The organism is Streptomyces sp. NPDC085937, assembly GCF_044540535.1.
In the GTDB taxonomy this organism is placed as follows: Bacteria; Actinomycetota; Actinomycetes; order Streptomycetales; family Streptomycetaceae; genus Streptomyces.
In genome coordinates this window covers 418,304-436,011 of sequence record NZ_JBITSH010000003.1, presented here as the reverse complement: position 1 = coordinate 436,011, position 17,708 = coordinate 418,304, and the positions used below count along the sequence as shown (strand labels likewise).

At 72.7% G+C, this 17,708-nt stretch carries 15 protein-coding genes; 7 read left to right on the top strand and 8 right to left on the bottom strand.

The features are described 5' to 3' along the window. Nucleotides 1-66: 66 nt before the first annotated feature. The gene (locus ACIF8S_RS09060; protein ID WP_399998242.1) at nucleotides 67-747 is read right to left on the bottom strand and encodes a DUF1275 family protein; all 681 of its coding nucleotides are present in this window, start codon (nucleotides 745-747) and stop codon (nucleotides 67-69) included. A gap of 211 nt (nucleotides 748-958) precedes the next feature. Beyond that, entirely contained in the window at nucleotides 959-1,432 is a 474-nt protein-coding gene (locus ACIF8S_RS09055) for a MarR family winged helix-turn-helix transcriptional regulator (RefSeq protein ID WP_399998241.1), read from the bottom strand. 57 nt (nucleotides 1,433-1,489) lie between these two features. On the opposite strand from ACIF8S_RS09055, the gene ACIF8S_RS09050 reads away from it, so the two are divergent. Beyond that, nucleotides 1,490-2,305 (top strand): alpha/beta fold hydrolase, encoded by an 816-nt coding sequence (locus ACIF8S_RS09050; protein ID WP_399998240.1) that lies wholly within the window; start codon nucleotides 1,490-1,492, stop codon nucleotides 2,303-2,305. Here the strand turns inward: ACIF8S_RS09050 and ACIF8S_RS09045 are convergent. Both ACIF8S_RS09045 and ACIF8S_RS09040 read right to left on the bottom strand, forming a co-directional pair. Next, nucleotides 2,302-3,738 carry an amino acid permease gene (locus tag ACIF8S_RS09045; RefSeq protein ID WP_399998238.1) on the bottom strand — a complete coding sequence of 479 codons (1,437 nt, stop codon included), beginning with the start codon at nucleotides 3,736-3,738 and terminating at the stop codon, nucleotides 2,302-2,304. The genes ACIF8S_RS09050 and ACIF8S_RS09045 overlap by 4 nt on opposite strands. A gap of 107 nt (nucleotides 3,739-3,845) precedes the next feature. Further along, nucleotides 3,846-4,307 carry a universal stress protein gene (locus ACIF8S_RS09040; protein WP_399998237.1) on the bottom strand — a complete coding sequence of 154 codons (462 nt, stop codon included), beginning with the start codon at nucleotides 4,305-4,307 and terminating at the stop codon, nucleotides 3,846-3,848. A 147-nt stretch (nucleotides 4,308-4,454) separates the two neighbouring features. On the opposite strand from ACIF8S_RS09040, the gene ACIF8S_RS09035 reads away from it, so the two are divergent. Further along, on the top strand, nucleotides 4,455-5,291 hold the full coding sequence (locus ACIF8S_RS09035) for a polysaccharide deacetylase family protein (RefSeq protein WP_399998236.1): 837 nt from the start codon (nucleotides 4,455-4,457) through the stop codon (nucleotides 5,289-5,291). A gap of 31 nt (nucleotides 5,292-5,322) precedes the next feature. Here the strand turns inward: ACIF8S_RS09035 and ACIF8S_RS09030 are convergent, their stop codons facing one another. After that, on the bottom strand, nucleotides 5,323-5,988 hold the full coding sequence (locus ACIF8S_RS09030; protein ID WP_399998234.1) for a class F sortase: 666 nt from the start codon (nucleotides 5,986-5,988) through the stop codon (nucleotides 5,323-5,325). 336 nt (nucleotides 5,989-6,324) lie between these two features. Between ACIF8S_RS09030 and ACIF8S_RS09025 the strand changes: the two genes are divergently transcribed. Next, the gene (locus ACIF8S_RS09025; protein WP_356786947.1) at nucleotides 6,325-6,822 is read left to right on the top strand and encodes a hypothetical protein; all 498 of its coding nucleotides are present in this window, start codon (nucleotides 6,325-6,327) and stop codon (nucleotides 6,820-6,822) included. 110 nt (nucleotides 6,823-6,932) lie between these two features. Here ACIF8S_RS09025 and ACIF8S_RS09020 read toward each other — a convergent pair whose 3' ends face one another. After that, the gene (locus ACIF8S_RS09020; protein ID WP_399998232.1) at nucleotides 6,933-7,916 is read right to left on the bottom strand and encodes a helix-turn-helix domain-containing protein; all 984 of its coding nucleotides are present in this window, start codon (nucleotides 7,914-7,916) and stop codon (nucleotides 6,933-6,935) included. Between the two features lie 229 nt (nucleotides 7,917-8,145). On the opposite strand from ACIF8S_RS09020, the gene ACIF8S_RS09015 reads away from it, so the two are divergent. After that, nucleotides 8,146-11,538, top strand: coding sequence for a S8 family serine peptidase (locus ACIF8S_RS09015; RefSeq protein ID WP_399998491.1), 3,393 nt, complete (start codon nucleotides 8,146-8,148; stop codon nucleotides 11,536-11,538). A 66-nt stretch (nucleotides 11,539-11,604) separates the two neighbouring features. On the opposite strand, the gene ACIF8S_RS09010 is transcribed toward ACIF8S_RS09015, so the two are convergent. Both ACIF8S_RS09010 and ACIF8S_RS09005 read right to left on the bottom strand, forming a co-directional pair. After that, entirely contained in the window at nucleotides 11,605-12,369 is a 765-nt protein-coding gene (locus ACIF8S_RS09010) for a hypothetical protein (protein WP_399998231.1), read from the bottom strand. Nucleotides 12,370-12,414: 45 nt separating this feature from the next. Next, entirely contained in the window at nucleotides 12,415-12,543 is a 129-nt protein-coding gene (locus ACIF8S_RS09005; RefSeq protein ID WP_276615848.1) for a hypothetical protein, read from the bottom strand. 664 nt (nucleotides 12,544-13,207) lie between these two features. Here ACIF8S_RS09005 and ACIF8S_RS09000 point away from each other — a divergent pair. The 3 genes from ACIF8S_RS09000 to ACIF8S_RS08990 all read left to right on the top strand — a co-directional run bounded on the left by ACIF8S_RS09000 (nucleotide 13,208) and on the right by ACIF8S_RS08990 (nucleotide 17,380). Beyond that, nucleotides 13,208-14,134: an SCO0930 family lipoprotein gene (locus ACIF8S_RS09000; RefSeq protein ID WP_399998489.1), complete on the top strand. Its 927-nt coding sequence runs from the start codon at nucleotides 13,208-13,210 to the stop codon at nucleotides 14,132-14,134. 295 nt (nucleotides 14,135-14,429) lie between these two features. After that, nucleotides 14,430-15,242 carry an SAM-dependent methyltransferase gene (locus tag ACIF8S_RS08995; RefSeq protein WP_399998230.1) on the top strand — a complete coding sequence of 271 codons (813 nt, stop codon included), beginning with the start codon at nucleotides 14,430-14,432 and terminating at the stop codon, nucleotides 15,240-15,242. Continuing rightward, a complete protein-coding gene (locus tag ACIF8S_RS08990) occupies nucleotides 15,239-17,380 on the top strand; it encodes a putative bifunctional diguanylate cyclase/phosphodiesterase (RefSeq protein WP_399998229.1) in 2,142 nt (713 codons plus the stop codon). The genes ACIF8S_RS08995 and ACIF8S_RS08990 overlap by 4 nt, the downstream gene beginning before the upstream one ends. The last annotated feature ends 328 nt before the right edge of the window (nucleotides 17,381-17,708 follow it).

Sequence of the window (17,708 nt, the reverse complement as noted above, 5' to 3'; positions counted from 1 at the left end):
CAGGGCGAAGGCCGCGCCGGTCCCCTCGGCGACGTCCGTGGCGGTCGAGACCACTTCGCCAGGCCGTCATGACGCCGGCCCACGTGTCCTCGGGAAGGCCATGATCGCCGCCGTGGTGCCGACCGCCGCCACGGCGGGGCCGAGCCGGGCGTCGATGGCCATGGCCCAGGACGCCGTCAGGGCGCCCAGGAACAGCATCACGACCACGCCCACACGGACGACCGCGTGCCGGGTGCTGCCGTCGGCGGCGTCCTGGGCCAGGCTGGTCATGGTGCCCGTGACGAAGGTCGTGGTCACGCCCGAACCGCCCGCGGCCCGCTTGGCGGCCGCGGTCTGGCTGCCCATCGCCGCTGCGGACACCGCGAGCATGACCAGCCGCAGAGCCGTGCCGGGGGTGGAACTGACGGACTTCAGGATCAGCACCACGAGGTCCAGCGCGACCACAGCCACCAGTACGGCCCGGATCCTGCTCCACTGCGCCTGCGGCCGTTTCGGTGCCGCCCTGGACGCCACGTACACGGCGATCAGGAACGCCGCGAGGGCCACGGCCGCCCCCGAGACCAGGGAGCCGTACCCCGGCCGGTTCGTCAGACCTGACAGGACGAGACTGCCGGTCATGTTGGCGGTGAACACGCCCCCGAGCTCCACGAACGCGAACGCGTCACCAGCCCCTGCCGCGAAGGACAGGAGCGCGGCCACGACGGCCAGGCGCACCGACGTGGGCGTCGTCGACGAGCTCGCCGTCATGGGTCAGGCGGTCTTCGACGGAGGGACCGGATTCCTGCGCCCCACGACGAAACCCGGTGCGGAGACGTCGGGGACATCTCGATCACCCTTTCGGAAGACTTCCCACCATGGTTGCCATACGTCGTTGCATGGTGCATCTCGAACGCCGCGGCCTCACCCACGGCCTTGGGGGATTGCGCGACACACCTGTTCGCAGCCGCGGAGCGCGCCGTCAGTCGTCCGCGATGTGGTCCAGTGCCGTGAGCAGTTCACCCAGGACCCGCAGGCAGGCCGTCACGTCGGCGTCCGTCAGCCCGCCACCGGTCTCCCGCAGCAACCGGTGCTCCCTGTCCAGCACTTCGGTGATGGCCGCGGTGCCCCGCTCCGTCGGCCGGATGAGCGACGACCGCCGGTGGGCGGGGTTGGGGACGCTCTCCACCAGCCCCGCCGCCGCCGCGTCGTTCACCATGCGCTGCACGAACTGCCGGCTGATCGCCTGTGCCCTGCCCATCTGCGGCACCGTCATCGGGCCGTTGCGGTGCAGCAGTGTCAGCACGGCGCGCACGCCCAGGGAGAGTTCACCACCCGTCAGCTCCTGCTCCACGCTGCGCTGGGCGCGCCGGTAGAGGGTGCCGACCAGGTCGTACACCGCGGTGAGGCGGTGGCCGAGCTCGTCCGGGGGAAGGGGGGTGCCGTGGTCCGTCATCCGGCCATCATGACATCCGGGTTGTCAAACCGGCGCCAAGATGACACCTTGGTTGTCATGAATGATGCTTCGGAGCTGCGTTTCTTCCCGTCCGCCGACGGCGACCTCGCCTACCGCGACACCGGATCCGGTGATCCCGTCGTCCTGCTCCACTCCGGGTTCGTCGACCACCGCGTCTGGGACGCCCATGTCCCCGTCCTCGCCGAGCGGTACCGCGTGATCGCCCCCGACACACGCGGCCACGGCTGGTCCGCCAACGCCACCGCGCCGTTCCGCTGGGCCGACGACCTGGCCGCGCTGCTGCGCCACCTCGACGCCGGGCCCGCGGTCCTCGTCGGCCTCTCCATGGGCGGCGTGATCGCCACCGACACGTTGCTCGAACACCCCGACACCGTCCGCGCGGTGGTCACCTCCGGCGCCGCGACCGGCGACTTCCGGTACGACGACCCCTGGCACCAGGCCCTCCAGGAGGAGACCGGACGGGCGCTGGCCACCGGCGACGTGGCCGGCTGGCTCGACGCCTTCCTCCGGCTGGTGCCCGGCCCGGAGCGCACGGCCGAGGACATCGACCCGGAGCTGATGCGCCGGCTGCGCGAGATGGCCCTGCACACCATCTCCAAGCACACCCCGGACGAGAAGGACCGGCTCGTCCCGGTGACCGGCTCCCTCGACCGGATCGGCGACATCCGCGTCCCGCTGCTCGCCCTCAACGGCTCCCTGGAACCGGCCGGCCTGCACGCCGCCGCCGAGCGGCTGGCCGCCACCGTCCCCGACGGCCGGACCGCCACCGTCGAGGGCACCGGCCACTACTCCGCCATGGAGCGCCCCGACGCGTACACCGGCGTCCTGCTCGACTTCCTGGCGTCCCTCTAACTCCGCCCCTCGGACCTCGGATCCGTCCGCGCCAGCTCCGAACGCCGGTAGGAGTAGCCGAAGTACACGAGCAGGCCGACCGCGAACCACACGGCGAACCGCGCCCATGTCTGCCACTGCAGGAACGTGATCAGCCAGATCGAGAACATCACCCCCACCGCCGGCACCACCGGCATCCACGGGGTGCGGAAGGCGCGCGGCAGCTCGGGCTGCCGGTACCGCAGCACGATCACCGCCGTGCACACCACCACGAACGCCAGCAGGATGCCGATGTTGGTGAGTTCGGCCGCCTCGCCGATCGGCAGGAACCCGGCGATGGCGGCCGACGCCACCCCGACGATCCACGTGACCCGGGTGGGGACGTGCCGGGTCGGATGGGTCTTGGCGAACCACCGGGGCAGCAGCCCGTCCCGGGACATCGCGAACCACACCCGGGTGACACCCAGCATGAACGTGAACATCACGGTGAGGATGCCGATGATGGCGCCCACCGCGATCACGTCCGCGAGCCCGCTCAGCCCCACCGACTTGAACGCCGTGGAGAAGCCGCTCTCGGGGTCGATGTCCTTGAAGTCCTGCATACCCGTCAGCACCAGGCAGGCCGCCACGTACAGCACCATCGAGATGACCAGCGAGTAGATGATCGCCTTCGGCATGTGCCGCTGCGCGTCCTTGGACTCCTCCGCCGCCGTCGACATCGCGTCGTAGCCGAACACCGCGAAAAACACGGTCGCCGCCCCGGTGAAGGCCCCGCCCACGCCGAACGGGAAGAACGGGTGGTAGTTCGAGGTCTCGATGTGGAACACCCCCACCCCGATCACCAGCAGCACGACGAGCACCTTCAGCACCACCACGACCGTCTCGAAGCGCGCCGCGTTCTTGATGCCGAGGTTCAGCAGGGCCGCGATGAGCAGGCACAGCAACGCCGCGAACAGATCGACCCGGTGGCCGTCCCCGGTGCCGGGCGCGCCCAGCATCCAGGCCGGCAGATCCGCGCCCATCTCGTTCACCAGGAAGCCGAAGTAGCCGGAGATGCCGATGGCGACCACCGCGACGATCGCCGTGTACTCCAGCAGCAGATCCCAGCCGATGAACCAGCCCACCAGCTCGCCCAGGACCGCGTAGCCGTACGTGTAGGCCGAGCCGGCCTTCGGGATCATGCCCGCGAACTCCGCGTACGACAGCGCCGCCGCGGCGCTCGCGACACCCGCGATCAGGAAGGAGATCAGCACCGCGGGTCCCGCCGTGCCGTTGGCCACGGTCCCCGCGAGCGTGAAGATGCCCGCGCCGATGATGCCGCCCACACCGATCGCGGTCAGCTGCCACAGGCCCAGCGTGCGCTCCAGCCCGGGGCCCCGGCCGGCCTCCGTCTCCTCGATGTGCTCGATGGGTTTGCGGCGGAGAACGCCCTCGCCCGCCCGGAGCCCGGCCATGCGCGACACCTCTTCGCGATCGGCGAACGGCTGACGGCGGATCATGATGCCCCTGCCGCACCGCCGAAGGAAGACACCACGCGAGCCGTGGGAGAGCCTTTACGGAACTACGGCACCACCGTCACCGGCCAGCGCCCCGCCTTCACCAGCCGCACCGCCACCGAACCGACGAACCGGTGGCCCGCCTGCTCGGACGCCCCCACCACCACCGCGTCCGCCTTGAGGTCGTCCGCCGCCTTCACCAGGCCGCTGTAGGGGTCGCCGCGGAAGGTGTGGAACTCCCAGCGGATGTCGAAGATCCCCTTGATCCGCTTCATCGCCTCCCGGATCTGCGTCACCAGGTCCTGCGCTATCTCCTCCGTGGTGTCCGCCACCGGCGCGCCCAGCGCCGCCCCGGCCGCCAGCACCGGCTGCACGTACACGATGGCGAGCAGCGCGCCCTGGCGCCGGGCCAGGCCGGAGGCGTACGCCGCCGCGCGCAGCGAGGAGTCGGAGCCGTCCACCCCGGTCACGATCACCTTCGGACCGTCCGTGCCCCGCTCGAACCGATGGGCCTGCTGTTCCGTCACGTCAGCGAGGCTATCGGAGCCCCACCCGCGGCCCGCCACGCGGTCCTCGGCGGATCTCCGCCGTATGCTGCGCCGATCAGGTGAAATCGTGCCGCCGCACCGGTGTCGCGGAGCTGCGCCGGACCTCGGCGGGGCGACTGATGAGTCATGCAGAAGGATCAATTGCTCACCCGGCGCCGGGCGTTGTTCGCCGGTGCCGCCACGCTGGGTGCGGCCGGGCTGGCCGCGGCGCTCGCCCCGGGCGCCGCGAACCGGAGCGCGTCGGCGCCGCCCGCCGCCGGGGCGCCCCCGGCCCGCCGTCCGCTCAGGCCGTCGGAGTACCGCCTCAGGCCCCTGACCGGCTACGGCCCGCCGCGCACCGTCCCCGGCCGCACCCCGGTGCGCAAGGAGCCGCTGCTGCGGGTGCCGGACCACGGCCGCACCATGGTGCTCACCTTCGACGACGGGCCCGACCCCCGCTACACCCCCGACATCCTGGACACCCTGGCCCGCTACGAGGTGCGCGCGATGTTCTTCGTGTGCGGGGAGATGGCCGACTACAACCAGGACCTGGTGGCCCGGATGGCCGACGAGGGGCACGTGGTCGGCAACCACACCTGGACCCACCCCCTGCTCACCGGCCTGCGCCGCGGCCGCATCCGTTCCGAGATGGAACGCACCAGCGACGTCGTCGAGAAGGCCTGCGGCACCCGTCCGGAGTGGTTCCGCGCCCCCTACGGCGCCTGGAACCGGGCCGCCTTCCAGCTCGGCGCCGAACTGGGTATGGAACCCCTGGCCTGGACCGTCGACACCCTCGACTGGACCGAGCCCGGCACCCGCACCATCGTCGCGCGGGTCGAGGACGGCGCCGCCCCCGGCGTCGTGGTGCTGTCGCACGACGCCGGGGGCGAGCGCTCGCAGACCGTCCGGGCCCTGCGTTCCTACCTGCCGCACCTGCTGGACTCCGGGTACCACGTCACCGTGCCCCGCCGGGAGTACGTCTGAGACGGTCCCCGCCCGCCCGGACGGGGACCGCTCAGCGGACCTCGGCCAGGCGGGCGAAGGCGACCACGTTGCCGTCGTAGCCGTCCTGCTGGGTGAAGCCGCCGCCGCAGGTGATGACCCGCAGCTCCGCGGTGCCCTTGGAGGCGTAGACCCGGTCGCCCGGGAAGTCGTTCTTCGAGAACACCTCCACGCCGTAGACCTCGAACACGGCCGTCTTGCCGTCCTTGCGCGCGATCTCGACCCGGTTGCCCTTCTTCAGTGCGCCCAGCCCGTAGAACACGGCCGGGCCCTGCGCGTTGTCGACGTGCCCGACGACGACCGACGTGCCCTTCTCGCCCGGCGAAACCGCGCCGGTGAACCAGCCGGCCAGGTTGGGATCCTCGGGCGGCGGCGCGTCCACCCAGCCCTCCGCGTCCAGCCCCACCGGGACGATCGGCGCGTCCACCTGGATCGCCGGGATCCGCACCCGGTCCGGCACCGCGTACGGCAGCTGCTGGACCGTGCCGGCGAACACGCCGGGCGTCGCGCTGTCCGCGGCGGCCGCGCCGGCCGGCTGCGGCGGGCCCACGTCGAACTCCCCGGAGCCGTTGCGGAGCAGCGCGAGGCCGGTGAGCAGGACCAGCGCTATCACGCCCCACGGGGCGCGCCTCCTCGGGCGTGTCTCCTCTTCGGCTTCGGCCGGCTCGAAAGCAGACATTCGCCTTCCCCTCTCGACACGGCCGTCGCCGTGTCACTCGCGCATGACGTGAACGCTAAACGGACGGTGCGCCACCGGCGACGGGACGGCGGCGAACGGGTGGCCCCCGGACGGGCGGGGTGCGCCATCCGAGGTGGACCCCGACGAAGATCTTCTGACGGTCCGTGACCTGCGGCGATGACCCCGGGCACGCGGGCCCCCGGGGGCCGCCCCTCACCAGTACGGACCATTCCCGAAATGCGCGGCGGCGCAGGGCAACTGAGGGTCTTTCCGGGAGGCGCTTTCTCGCCGATCGGACCGGGGACGGGACCCGGGGCGTCTCCCGCGGAGGATCACATGCGCAACACACGTGCCCTTGCGGCCGCCGGCGCCGCGGTCGCCGTCCTGGGGGTCGCCGCCCCGGCGGCCGTCGCGGACGGCGGACGGGTGCCCCACCCGTCCAACATCGTCGCCCTGCCCAGCGTCATCGCCCGCGGCGGCCAGCTGACCATCACGGTCGACGGCTGCCCCAACGGCGGTACGGCCACCTCGAACGCGTTCCCGCGGACGAACCTGACGCCGATCAACGGCGCCAACGACACCTCCAAGGGCACCGCCACCATCGACCACGACGCCCGCCCGGGTCCCTACGACATCACCGTCCACTGCTCCGGGCGGAGCCTGACCCGCCCGGCCGCCTTCACCGTCATCGGCGGCGTCCGCGGCGGCATCGGCGGCAGCAGCACCAGCGGGGCGACGCCGACCGACATGGCGATCGGCGGGTCGCTGGTGGCCGCCGCGGTCCTCGGCAGCGGCATCTTCTGGATGCGCCGCCGCGCGGAGAAGCGGGTCTGAGCCCGCCGTCCCCTCGGTCCCCCGTTTCGCACGTGTTCGAAGGCCGCGCCCCGGACCCTCACGGTGTCCGGGGCGCGGTCGTGCGCGCACCGCGCCGGTGAGGGCGCCCTTCAGATCCACCCCCGGCGGGTGGCCTCCATGGCCAGCTGGAACCGCGTCTGCGCGCCGAAGCGCCGCAGCAGCTTGGTGATGTGCCGCTGCACGGTGCGTTCGCTCCAGCCGAGCGCCCGTCCCGCCGCCTTGTCGGTGGCCCCCGACGCCAGCAGCGTCAGCAGCTTCTCCTCCTCCGTCGACAGCCGCTCGGGCAGGTCGACGTCCGCCGGCGGCGTCGAGGGCCGTATCTGCACGCTGCGTTCCCACACCGTCTCGAACAGGGCGACCAGCGCGTCCAGCAGCGGCGAGGGATGGATGACGTACGAGGCGGTCACCGTGTCGTCGCCCGGGCGCAGCAGGGGCAGCATGGCGACCCGGTCGTCGCAGATCGCCAGCTTGCTCGGCAGCCCGGTGGCGATACGGGCCTGTTCGCCCAGCCGTATCCCGATCGACACGTCCTCCAGCCAACCCGGCAGCTCCAGCACCGAACTGTCGTACAGCACTCGGTACTTGACGCCCCGGGCGAGCAGTTCGAGTTCCACGGGGTTGGGCTCGGAGTGGCCGGCGGACGCCGCGTACGGAGGGCAGTCGAAGCCGCGCACCTGCGTGCGGGAGGCGCGCTGCATCTGCACCCAGTTGCGGTTGACCTCCTCACGGCCCGATACCACCTCGACCAGGTCGCCCGGGTGCGCGAAACGGCTGCCGGCCCGGTAGAGGGACATCAACGCCGAGACGTGCGCGCGCACGCCGTTCAACGCCTGCTCCCGTTCCCGCAGTACGGCTTCCAGGGCGCTGTCGGGCGGTACCGCCGCGTAACTGACGGGCCGCCCCTGACCGGCGGAGGCGAGCCCCAGACCGACCAGCGACCGCAGGACCCGGCCGGCCGCGCCCGGGGTGAGCCCGCAGTCGGCCGCGAGCTCCGCGGCCGTGGCCCGGGTCCTGCGGATCAGGGCGTCGTACACGGCTTCGTCGCGTTCGTCCAGGCCGATCGGTTCCAGCACGGTCCGCCCCCTCTTCTCCTGTCGTCTTCCCGTCGGCTGTCGGGAAGTCGCCGCCGGTTGATCTTGTCAGGCGACGACGGCGGATGTCAGCGTTCGACGTGCTTCCTGATCGGCCCCCACCTCGGCCCCCACCCATGGCGCGGACACGCGTCGCAGAAGGAGTGCCCCCATGCCGCTCCCGGCCCGTCCGCCTCGCGGACAACACCGCCGGTACAGATCCCTGTTGTCCGTGCTCGGCATATGCGCCACCGCGCTGACCGCCGCTCCCGCGACGGCGCAGGCCGCCCCTCCCGGCGCGTCCCTCCCGGCAGCCGCCCAGTCGAAGATCGACCCCGCCGTCCTGAAGCGGATGGACGCCGCCGAGGCACGCGGCGACGGACGCGTCGAGGCCGCCGTCGTCCTCCGGCACGGCGCCCCGGCCGTCACCCCCGACGGCACCGCGGCCGAGGTCCGCCGCTCCCTCGCCCGCGGCACCGCCGCCGACCAGGCCCCGGTCGTGGACCTCGTCGAGGCCCGGGGCGACCGGGTGCTCAACACCTTCTGGCTGAAGAACATGGTCCTGGTGCGGGCCACCTCCGACACACTGCGCGACCTCGCCGCGCTGGCCCCCGTCGAGCGCGTCATCCCCAACTTCACCCTCGAGACACCGCCCGGCGAGACGGTGGACAGCAGCGACAGGACCGTCGCCCGCGCCACCGCCGGAGCCTCCACCTGGGGACTGGGCAAGATAGGCGCCGACAAGGTGCACAACGAGCGGAGGATCACCGGGGCCGGCGTCCGCGTCGCCGTCCTCGACACCGGCATCGACGCCGCCCACCCCGACCTCGCCGGCAAGCTGACCAGCGCCGACCCCACCGACCCCGCCCACCCCGGCGGCTGGATCGAGTTCGACGCCGACGGCCGCCCGGTCCCCGGTTCCGTCCCGCACGACAGCGCCTACCACGGCACCCACGTGGCCGGAACCGTCGCCGGAGGCGACGCCTCCGGGACACAGATCGGCGTGGCCCCCGACGCCGAGCTGATGGGCGGCCTGGTCATCCCCGGCGGCCGCGGCAGCCTCGCCCAGGTCATCGCCGGCATGCAGTGGGCGATCGCCCCGTACGCCGCCGACGGCACCCCCGCAGGAAAGCCCGCCGACGTGGTCAGCATGTCGCTCGGCTCCGACGGCTACGCCGACGAACTCGTCGAACCGGCCCGCAACATCGCGCGCGCCGGCATCTTCCCGGCCTTCGCCATCGGCAACGAGTGCTTCCAGGGCTCGGCCAGTCCCGGCAACGTCTACGAGTCCGTCTCCGTCGGCGCGACCGACGCCGACGACAACGTTGCCGACTTCTCCTGCGGCGAGGTCGTCCACAAGAGCAACTGGAGCGCCCCGCCCGCCGAGTGGCCCGACACCTACGTCGTGCCCGACGTCTCCGCCCCCGGCGTCGACGTGCTCTCGGCGCTCCCCGACGGCGGCTACGGCACGCTGAACGGCACCTCCATGGCCACCCCGCACGTGTCCGGGACCGTCGCCCTCATGCTCCAGGCCCAGCCGGACCTGACGGCCGACGAAGCCCTCGCCGTCCTCACCGGCACCTCCCGCGCCGACGACCGGTACGGCGAACTCCCCAACGCCCGCTACGGCCACGGACGCATCGACGCCTACGCGGCGGTCACCGAGGCGGCCCTGCGCAGCGGGGTGCGCGGCACGGTGACCGACCGGCGCGGCGGCAAGCCGCTCGCGGGTGTCACAGTCGCGCGCACCGACACCGGCCGCGCGGTCACCACGGACGCCTCGGGCCGCTTCTCCCTCAGGCTCGCGCCCGGCACCCACGACCTGGCGCTGTCCCGCTTCGGATACGCCGACACCACGACCCGGCAGCGGGTCCGCGCCGACCGCTACACCGACGTCCGCCTGGAGCTCACCCGCACCCGCTGGACGACGGTCGGCGGGACGGTGACGTACGGGCCGACCGGGACGACCGTGCCGGGTGCGACGGTCAGCGTCCTCGGCGTCCCCGACGACCTCACGGCGGTGACCGACCGCAACGGCCGCTACACCGTCCACGACGTCCCCGTCGGTGCCTACCGGATCCGGGCGGCGGCCCCCGGCATCTCCCGCTCCCGGCCGCTGGCCGTCACGGTGGCCGGCCCCGCCGGAGCCCGCGGGGCCGACCTCGAACTGCCTCCGCCGTCCGCCACCGAACGGGTGTCGCTCACCAGCCAGGGCAACCAGCCCAACAGCGACGCGTGGTGGGCCGACCTGAGCGACGACGGCCGGATCGTCGCCTTCGCCAGCCCGGCCTCCAACCTGGTGTCCGAAGACACCAACGGCACGCTCGACATCTTCGTCACCGACCGGGACCGGCAGACGACCGAGCGCGTGTCGGTGGCCTCGGACGGCACCGAGGGCGACGACTTCTCCCTCACACCGACCCTCACCGCCGACGGCCGGTACGTCGGCTTCAGCAGTGGTGCCGCCAACCTCGTGCCCGGGGACACCAACGGCCAGACCGACGCCTTCGTGCACGACCGGACGACCGGTGTCACGGAGCGGGTCTCGGTCGCGTCGGACGGGACGGCTGCCGACGGCCTCTCCTCGGCGCCCTCGCTCAGCACCGACGGCCGCTACGCCGTGTTCAACAGCGACGCCGGCAACCTGGTGGCGGGCGACACCAACGGCACCACGGACGTCTTCCTCCGTGACCGGAAACTGGGCACCACCGTCCGCGTCTCCCAGACCCCCGACGCCACACCGGGCAACGGCGCGTCCCGCGAGCAGACCATCAGCGCCGACGGCCGGTACATCGCCTTCCAGAGCACGGCGGACAACCTCGTACCGGGCGACACCGACGGCACCGCCGACGTCTTCGTGCACGACCGCCTCACCGGCACGACGCGCCTGGTGGACGGCCCCGACGGCGCGAACACCGCGCCTCGGATCAGCGGTGACGGCACCGCGGTCGCCTTCGACAACGACTGGCGGCTCTATGTCCACGACCTGTCCACCGGGAAGAACGAGCGGGTGGACGTCGCCGGCGACGGCACACCGGCCGACCAGTGGGGGTACGCCCCCACCCTCAGCGCGGACGGCAGGAAGGTGGCCTTCTACAGCTACGCGGCCAACCTCGCCCCAGGGGACACCAACGGCCGGGCCGACGTGTTCGTGCGCGACCGGCGGGCGGGCACCACGGTCCGGGTGTCGGACGGCCTGGAGGACGCCGAGGGCGACGGCACCTCCGCGCTCCCCGCGCTCAGCGGCGACGGCCGGTACGTCGCCTTCGAGAGCACCTCGGCCAACCTCGTCGGCGACGACACCAACCGTCACTCGGACGTCTTCGTCCACGACCTGGTCGCAGGCCCCGAGGCCCGGTTCGCGCCGTACGGTCTGACGGTGACGCCGCCCCGGGCGCGCCCCGGCGCCCCGGTGCACGTGAGCGCACGGGTGAAGAACGTGGGCGAGGTGAAGGGCACGTACACGGCCGTGCTGACGGTGGCCGGCGAGCCCGAGCAGCGCCAGGACGTCACGGTCCGCCCCGGTCAGGAGGTGACGGTGCGCTTCACCGTCCGCCGGGCGGCCACGGGGAGTTACCCGGTGGGAATCGGCACGCTGACTGGGGAGTTCGGCGTACGCCGGTGAACACCGGCAAGGCCCCCGCGTGACGGCCGCCCCCGACCGCCGAGGTCGGGGGCGGCAGCCGTACGGTCAGCCCCTGACGTCGGGGAACAGCCGCAGGAACGGGTCCGCGGTCGCGGCGAGGCCGCGGCTGTAGGGCGCGTCGAAGTCCCAGATCAGGAAGAGCAGGAAGGCGATCAGCGCCGAGAACAGCCCGGCCAGGATCAGTTCGCGGCGGGTGCGCCGGATCTGCAGCGCGAAGATCATGCCGATCGTGATGACGGCGCCCGTCACCAGGCCGAACCACACCACGCCCGGCATGGTCGCCCCGGTCGACTCCGCCCGCGCGCTGCGCGCCTGGTCGGCGGCGGCCACCTGGTCCACCAGTGGCTGGTAGGCCTGCGCCTCGAAGTCGTTGCGCGGCTCGTAGTCGGTGACGTCCCGGCGGAGCCGGTCGAGGAGTTCGGTGCCCTCGTCGGTGACCCGGTCGTGGTCGGCCATGGTGCGCCACTCGGTGGTGACGACGTGTCCGACATAGGCGTTGACATCGTCCCGGATCAGGTCACGGATCTCGGCGGGGTAGACCCGTACCCGCTCGGAGACCTCGTGCAGGGCCACCGCCTCCGCCCGGACGTTGTCCTGGGCGGCGCTGCGGCCCTCCCAGACGCCGGCGATGGCGAGTCCCAGGACGATGGCGTACACCACGCCGATCCACATCGTCATGTACTCGATGACGTCCGGGGTCTCGCTGGGGTCCTCGTCCTCGGCCGCCCTCCGGTGCCGTAGGAGCGTGATGATCACCACGACGGCACAGGCGGCGAGCATGGCGAGGGTCAGAACAAGCCATTCCGGCAAGAGGTGCCTCCAGGAGGAGAGGGTCGGTCGGTGGCGGGGCGGGCGTCAGCGCGGGCGGAGAGCGGCGACGGCGACGACCGCGGGGGTGGTGATGAGCAGGACGAAGACGAGGGGCGAGGTCGTGCTCCGGGTCGGCCGCTTCACCTCCACCGCGCGGTGGCGCGGGTAGGTCACGGGCCGCACCGACGGGCGCGGCGCCGGGGTGGCCGACGGCTTCGGGGCCTTCGGCGGGGGTGGCGCCGGGCGCACCGGGCGCGGCGTCGGTGTGACGGCCGGCGGGGGCGGGGGCGGTGCCGGGCGGGCCGCGGGCGGCGGTGTCGGTGTCGGGGTGGGGGTGGGGCTGGGCTTCGGCGGCGGCGGTGGCGGGGTCGGCTCCGGAGGGGGTGGCGGTGGCGGGGGAGGAGGCGGCGGGGTCGGCGTCGGCGTGGGGGTGGGCGTGGGGGTCGGGGACGGCGGAGGCGGGGAGCAGGGCGGGAAGTCCGTCCAGGCGACATCGCCCGCGATCGCCACCGCCTCCGTGCCGCCCGGCCCCGTCGAGGCGTACGCGCAGGCGTCGGCCACCGCCGGGCCGGGTGCGCCGGCGACGGCCCACAGCAGCGCGACCACGGCCAACGCGCGCGCCGCCGTGCGGGTTTGGGTCGGTACGAGTGCTTGCACGACGAAGATCATGAGTCGTCACGGACCGGGCCACGCGCGAGAGCCCGGGGAATGCCCCGAAGGAGTTAAGAAAAGAAATACGGGCCGCCGTTGAACACAACCTGTGCCCCCGTGCGTACCCATCGTCGAGCGGCGGCGCAGCAAGGCGCTGCAACACCTCTGCGATCATCTGGAGTTGACGATGAATACCTCCTGGCGGACCGCCTCACTGGTGGTGAGCGCCGCGGCGGTGCTGACCCTGACGACGGCGTGCGGTCAGGACGGCCAGCCGCCCTCCAGCCAGAACGTGGGGGTCACGGCGCCGGGCGACCTGGGCGGCGTCGGCAGCGGTGCCCAGGCGGGCCGGACCTCCCCGGCCCCGAGCCGGCCGGCCGACACGGCGGGCCAGCTCAACGTGGCGACCGACGCCGAACTCGGCAAGGTCGTCACCGACGAACTGGGCCTCACGCTCTACCGCTTCGACCAGGACTCGGCGAACCCGCCGAAGTCCAACTGCGACGGGGACTGCGCGAAGACCTGGCCGCCGGTGCCCGCGGACGACGCCTCGGCCGGCGAGGGCATCGACAAGGCACTGCTGGGCCGGATCACCCGGGCCGACGGCACCAAGCAGCTGACCGTCGACGGCTGGCCCGCCTACCGGTACGTCAAGGACGTCAACGCCGGTGACGTCAAGGGGCAGGGTGTGGGCGGCAAGTGGTTCGCCTTCACCCCCGAGGGGAAGAAGGCGCGCTCGGCCGACCAGCCCGGGCTCTCCACCCGGGAGGACTCGAAGCTCGGCGAGATCGTCGTCGACAAGAACGGCATGACCGTCTACCGGTTCATGAAGGACGAGGCGTGGCCGAAGCCCGTCTCGGCCTGCACCGGCGACTGCCTGAAGAAGTGGCCGGTGGTCTCGCCGGTCGCGTTCGGCGACACGAAGGGCATCCAGGAGAAGGGCTACATGACCTTCACCCGCCCCGACGGCGCCGACCAGCAGACGATCAACTGCTGGCCCATCTACACCTTCGCCGGTGACAAGGCCCCCGGCGACACCAACGGTCAGGGCGTCGGCGGTACCTGGTACGCCGTACGGCCCGACGGAAAGCCGGTCGGCGCGTCGGAGAAGTAGCAACCTCCCCAGGGTGTCGTCCGCTCCGACACCGCCGGCCCCGTGCCCGCCCCTCCGCCGCCCGCGGAGGGGCGGGCCGTTTTCCCCTGCCGCTCCCCCCTGCTCCCGCCGCGCCACCGGAACGCTCCGGAGTGACTCGGGCACGTCGCGTAACGATCTTGTGCTTCCGCAAAGCGGCACGTGCCAGAGGCAGTGACCGGGAACGGATGGTCAATTTCCGTTTGGGCTCGCCCTGTTGGCGGGCGATCAGTAGCCTCTGCTCGAACACCGGATCGCCTACGTCTTGGAGAGCTAGATGGAGCGTCCCGCCTGGGCCCCGCGGAACATCGACATCACGGTGCCCAGTGTCTCCCGGATGTACGACTACTACCTGGGCGGTTCGCACAACTTCGAGGTCGACCGGGAAGCGGCCCGCAGGGCCATGGAGTTCATGCCGGGGCTGCCCAAGGTCATGCAGGCGAACCGGGCGTTCATGCGACGGGCGGTACGGTTCGCCGTCGCCGAGGGCGTCACGCAGTTCCTGGACATCGGCTCCGGCATCCCCACCTTCGGCAACGTGCACGAGGTGGCCCAGGCGGCCGACCCCCGGGCCCGGGTTATGTACGTCGACCACGACCCCGTCGCGGTCGCGCACAGCAAGGTGGTGCTGGCGGGCAACGACGGCGCCGGCATCCTCGCCGCCGACCTCCGCAAACCGCAGGAGATTCTCGGCAGTGACGAAGTCGCGCGGCTGATCGACCTGAATCGGCCGGTGGCGCTGCTTCTCGTTGCCATACTTCACTTCGTGGAAGACGCGGACGACCCGTACGGGGCGGTGGCCGAACTGCGCCAGGCCCTGGCACCCGGCAGCATGCTGGTGCTCAGCCATGCCACGTACGAGGGGATCCCGTTGCCGCCGGAGCGGGCCGAGGGGGCGGTGGACGTGTACCGAGACATGCGCAACCCGCTGATCATGCGCACGCGCGACGACATCGCGCGGTTCTTCGAGGGGTACGACATGGTGGAACCCGGACTGGTGCCGATGCCGCGCTGGCGCCCGGACACCGCACCGGAGGACGAGGATCCCTACGCCTTCTCCGGTCTCGCGGGAGTGGGGCGTACGGCGTGAGCGGCGAGCCGGACGGGCCGGAGGACAGACTGCGCCGGTTCGCGACGATCTGGAGCCGGGCCGTCTACCCGGTCACCTCGACCGCCTCGACCCGGCCGGAGTTCGAGGAGCGGCTGCTGCCGGTGGCCCGGCTGCTGAGCGAGGCGCTGCGGGCGCGCTCCTTCGACGCGGACACGGGCCGCGCGGCAGGCGCCGCGCTGGTGGCGGCCCACTGCACCGACCCGGAGGCGCTCAGCCGCACCCTGGACTGCGTGGACGCCTACCTGGTCCTGTACTGCGGCGAGGACGGCGACCGGGAGACCCTCAGGGCCCGCAGCTCCCGCCTCCAGCACGCCATGGCCGCGGGCTTCGCGCAGGCCCTGCGCGAGCGGACGCTGGCCGAGCAGGAGGCCATCGCCCAGGCCGCGCTGGAGGCGCAGGGCGTGGTGGCGCAGGCGCTGCACGCCACCGAGACCCGGTTCCGCGCGGTCTTCGAGGGCGCCGCCATAGGCATCGGCATCGCCGACCTCGACGGCAACATCCTCCAGGTCAACAACGCGCTGCGGCGCATGTTCGGACTGTCGGAGCAGGCGCTGCTCGGCCGCAACGTCAAGGACTGGACGCACCCCGACGACGCCCCGCAGACCTGGCGCCTCTACGAGGAACTGGTCGGCGGCGAGCGCGAGCACTACCACGTCGAGAAGGCCTTCTACCGCCCCGACGGAACGGTCCTGTGGACCAACCTGACGGTCTCCCTGCTGCGCGACGCCGACGGCACACCGCAGTACCAGCTCGCGCTGATGGAGGACACCACCGAGCGGCGGCTGCTCAACCTCCGGCTGCGCTACGAGGCCACACACGACGCGCTGACCGGGCTGCCCAACCGCACCTTCTTCTTCGAACGCCTGGAGAAGGCCCTCTCGGCCGGCCGCGACCAGCGGTTCGGGCTGTGCTACCTCGACCTGGACGGCTTCAAGACCGTCAACGACAGCCTCGGCCACGCGGCCGGCGACCGGCTGCTCGTCGAGGTCGCCGACCGGCTGCAGTCCTGCGCCACGGCGCCCGGCGAGATGGTGGCCCGGCTCGGCGGCGACGAGTTCGTGGCCCTCACCACCGGCCCCGACACCCGGCGCACCGTCGACGAGCTGGCCGGCCGGATCATGAACGCGCTGCTGGCGCCGATCAGCATCGACGGCCGGGACCTCACCGTGCGCGGCAGCATCGGGGTCGTCGAGGGCCCGGCCGGGGAACGCAGCGCGGCGGAGGTGCTGCGCAGCGCCGACATCACCATGTACCGGGCCAAGGCGGCCGGCGGCAACCGCTTCGAGCTGGCGGACCCGGAGGCCGACGCCCGCGCCATCACCCGGCACGGGCTGACCACCGCGCTGCCCACGGCCCTGGACCGGGGCGAGTTCTTCATCGAGTACCAGCCCCTGGTGCACCTCGGCGACGGCAGCGTCCGGGGCGCCGAGGCGCTGGTGCGCTGGCTGCACCCGCAGCACGGGGTGCTGTCCCCGGACCGCTTCATCCCGCTCGCCGAGCACACCGGCCTCATCGTGCCGCTCGGCCGGTGGGTGCTGGAGCAGTCGGTGCGGCAGGCCCGCGCGTGGCGCGACGCCAACGGTGGCGAGGAGCTCGGCCCGCTGCGCATCAACGTGAACCTCTCGCCCTGCCAGCTCACCCACCCGGGCCTGGTGCAGGACACCGTCGAGATCCTGGAACGCACGGGCGTCACGCCCGACGCGCTGTGCCTGGAGGTCACCGAGTCGGCGCTCATCGGCGCCGACGACGACCTCCTCAAGCCGCTGCGCAGGCTCGCCGAGATGGGCGTCGACATCGCCCTGGACGACTTCGGCACCGGCTACTCCAACCTCGCCAACCTGCGCCGGCTCCCGGTGAGCGTCCTCAAGCTGGACCGCTCCTTCACGCAGAGCATGCAGCAGTTCCCCGCCGACCCGGTCGACCTCAAGATCGTCGAGGGCATCGTCTCGCTGGCCCACTCCCTCGATCTCGCGGTCACCGTGGAGGGCGTGGAGACCGGCGCCCAGGCCGAACAGCTCCGCATCCTCGGCTGCGACACGGCCCAGGGCTGGTACTACGCCCGCCCGGGCCCACCCGAGCGGCTGCACGACCTGGCCCTGGTGGACGCGACGGGGTGAGGCTACGGCGGGCTCATGGACGACGTGGGCCAGGCGCCGGCGGCCCTGGCACCGGACGACGCTGACGTCCGGAGGTCGCCCGCGCCACCGTCCGTGTCGTCGGCACCCCGAAGGGCGAACGGCGGTTTTGGGCCACCACCGCCCCGGCCGACGAAGGCTCGGAGCGGGCCGGCGACGTCGCCGACGCCGTCCGTGCCGGGTCCCGCCAACGCATCGGCATGCCGGACCTGCTGACCGTCCGCAGCCGGCACGGCGTACGACGGGCGTCGGGCGGTGTGCCGGTGACCGGCGTTCGGGCGGCGGGCCGGTCCCCCAAGGGGCAGCATGG

What these genes read in the sequence shown, in the direction of transcription:
- ACIF8S_RS09060 (WP_399998242.1), bottom strand. Translation starts at nt 747, where the DNA reads ATGACGGCGAGCTCGTCGACGACGCCCACGTCGGTGCGCCTGGCCGTC.
- ACIF8S_RS09055 (WP_399998241.1), bottom strand. Translation starts at nt 1,432, where the DNA reads ATGACGGACCACGGCACCCCCCTTCCCCCGGACGAGCTCGGCCACCGC.
- ACIF8S_RS09050 (WP_399998240.1), top strand. Translation starts at nt 1,490, where the DNA reads ATGAATGATGCTTCGGAGCTGCGTTTCTTCCCGTCCGCCGACGGCGAC.
- ACIF8S_RS09045 (WP_399998238.1), bottom strand. Translation starts at nt 3,738, where the DNA reads ATGGCCGGGCTCCGGGCGGGCGAGGGCGTTCTCCGCCGCAAACCCATC.
- ACIF8S_RS09035 (WP_399998236.1), top strand. Translation starts at nt 4,455, where the DNA reads ATGCAGAAGGATCAATTGCTCACCCGGCGCCGGGCGTTGTTCGCCGGT.
- ACIF8S_RS09030 (WP_399998234.1), bottom strand. Translation starts at nt 5,988, where the DNA reads ATGTCTGCTTTCGAGCCGGCCGAAGCCGAAGAGGAGACACGCCCGAGG.
- ACIF8S_RS09025 (WP_356786947.1), top strand. Translation starts at nt 6,325, where the DNA reads ATGCGCAACACACGTGCCCTTGCGGCCGCCGGCGCCGCGGTCGCCGTC.
- ACIF8S_RS09000 (WP_399998489.1), top strand. Translation starts at nt 13,208, where the DNA reads ATGAATACCTCCTGGCGGACCGCCTCACTGGTGGTGAGCGCCGCGGCG.
- ACIF8S_RS08995 (WP_399998230.1), top strand. Translation starts at nt 14,430, where the DNA reads ATGGAGCGTCCCGCCTGGGCCCCGCGGAACATCGACATCACGGTGCCC.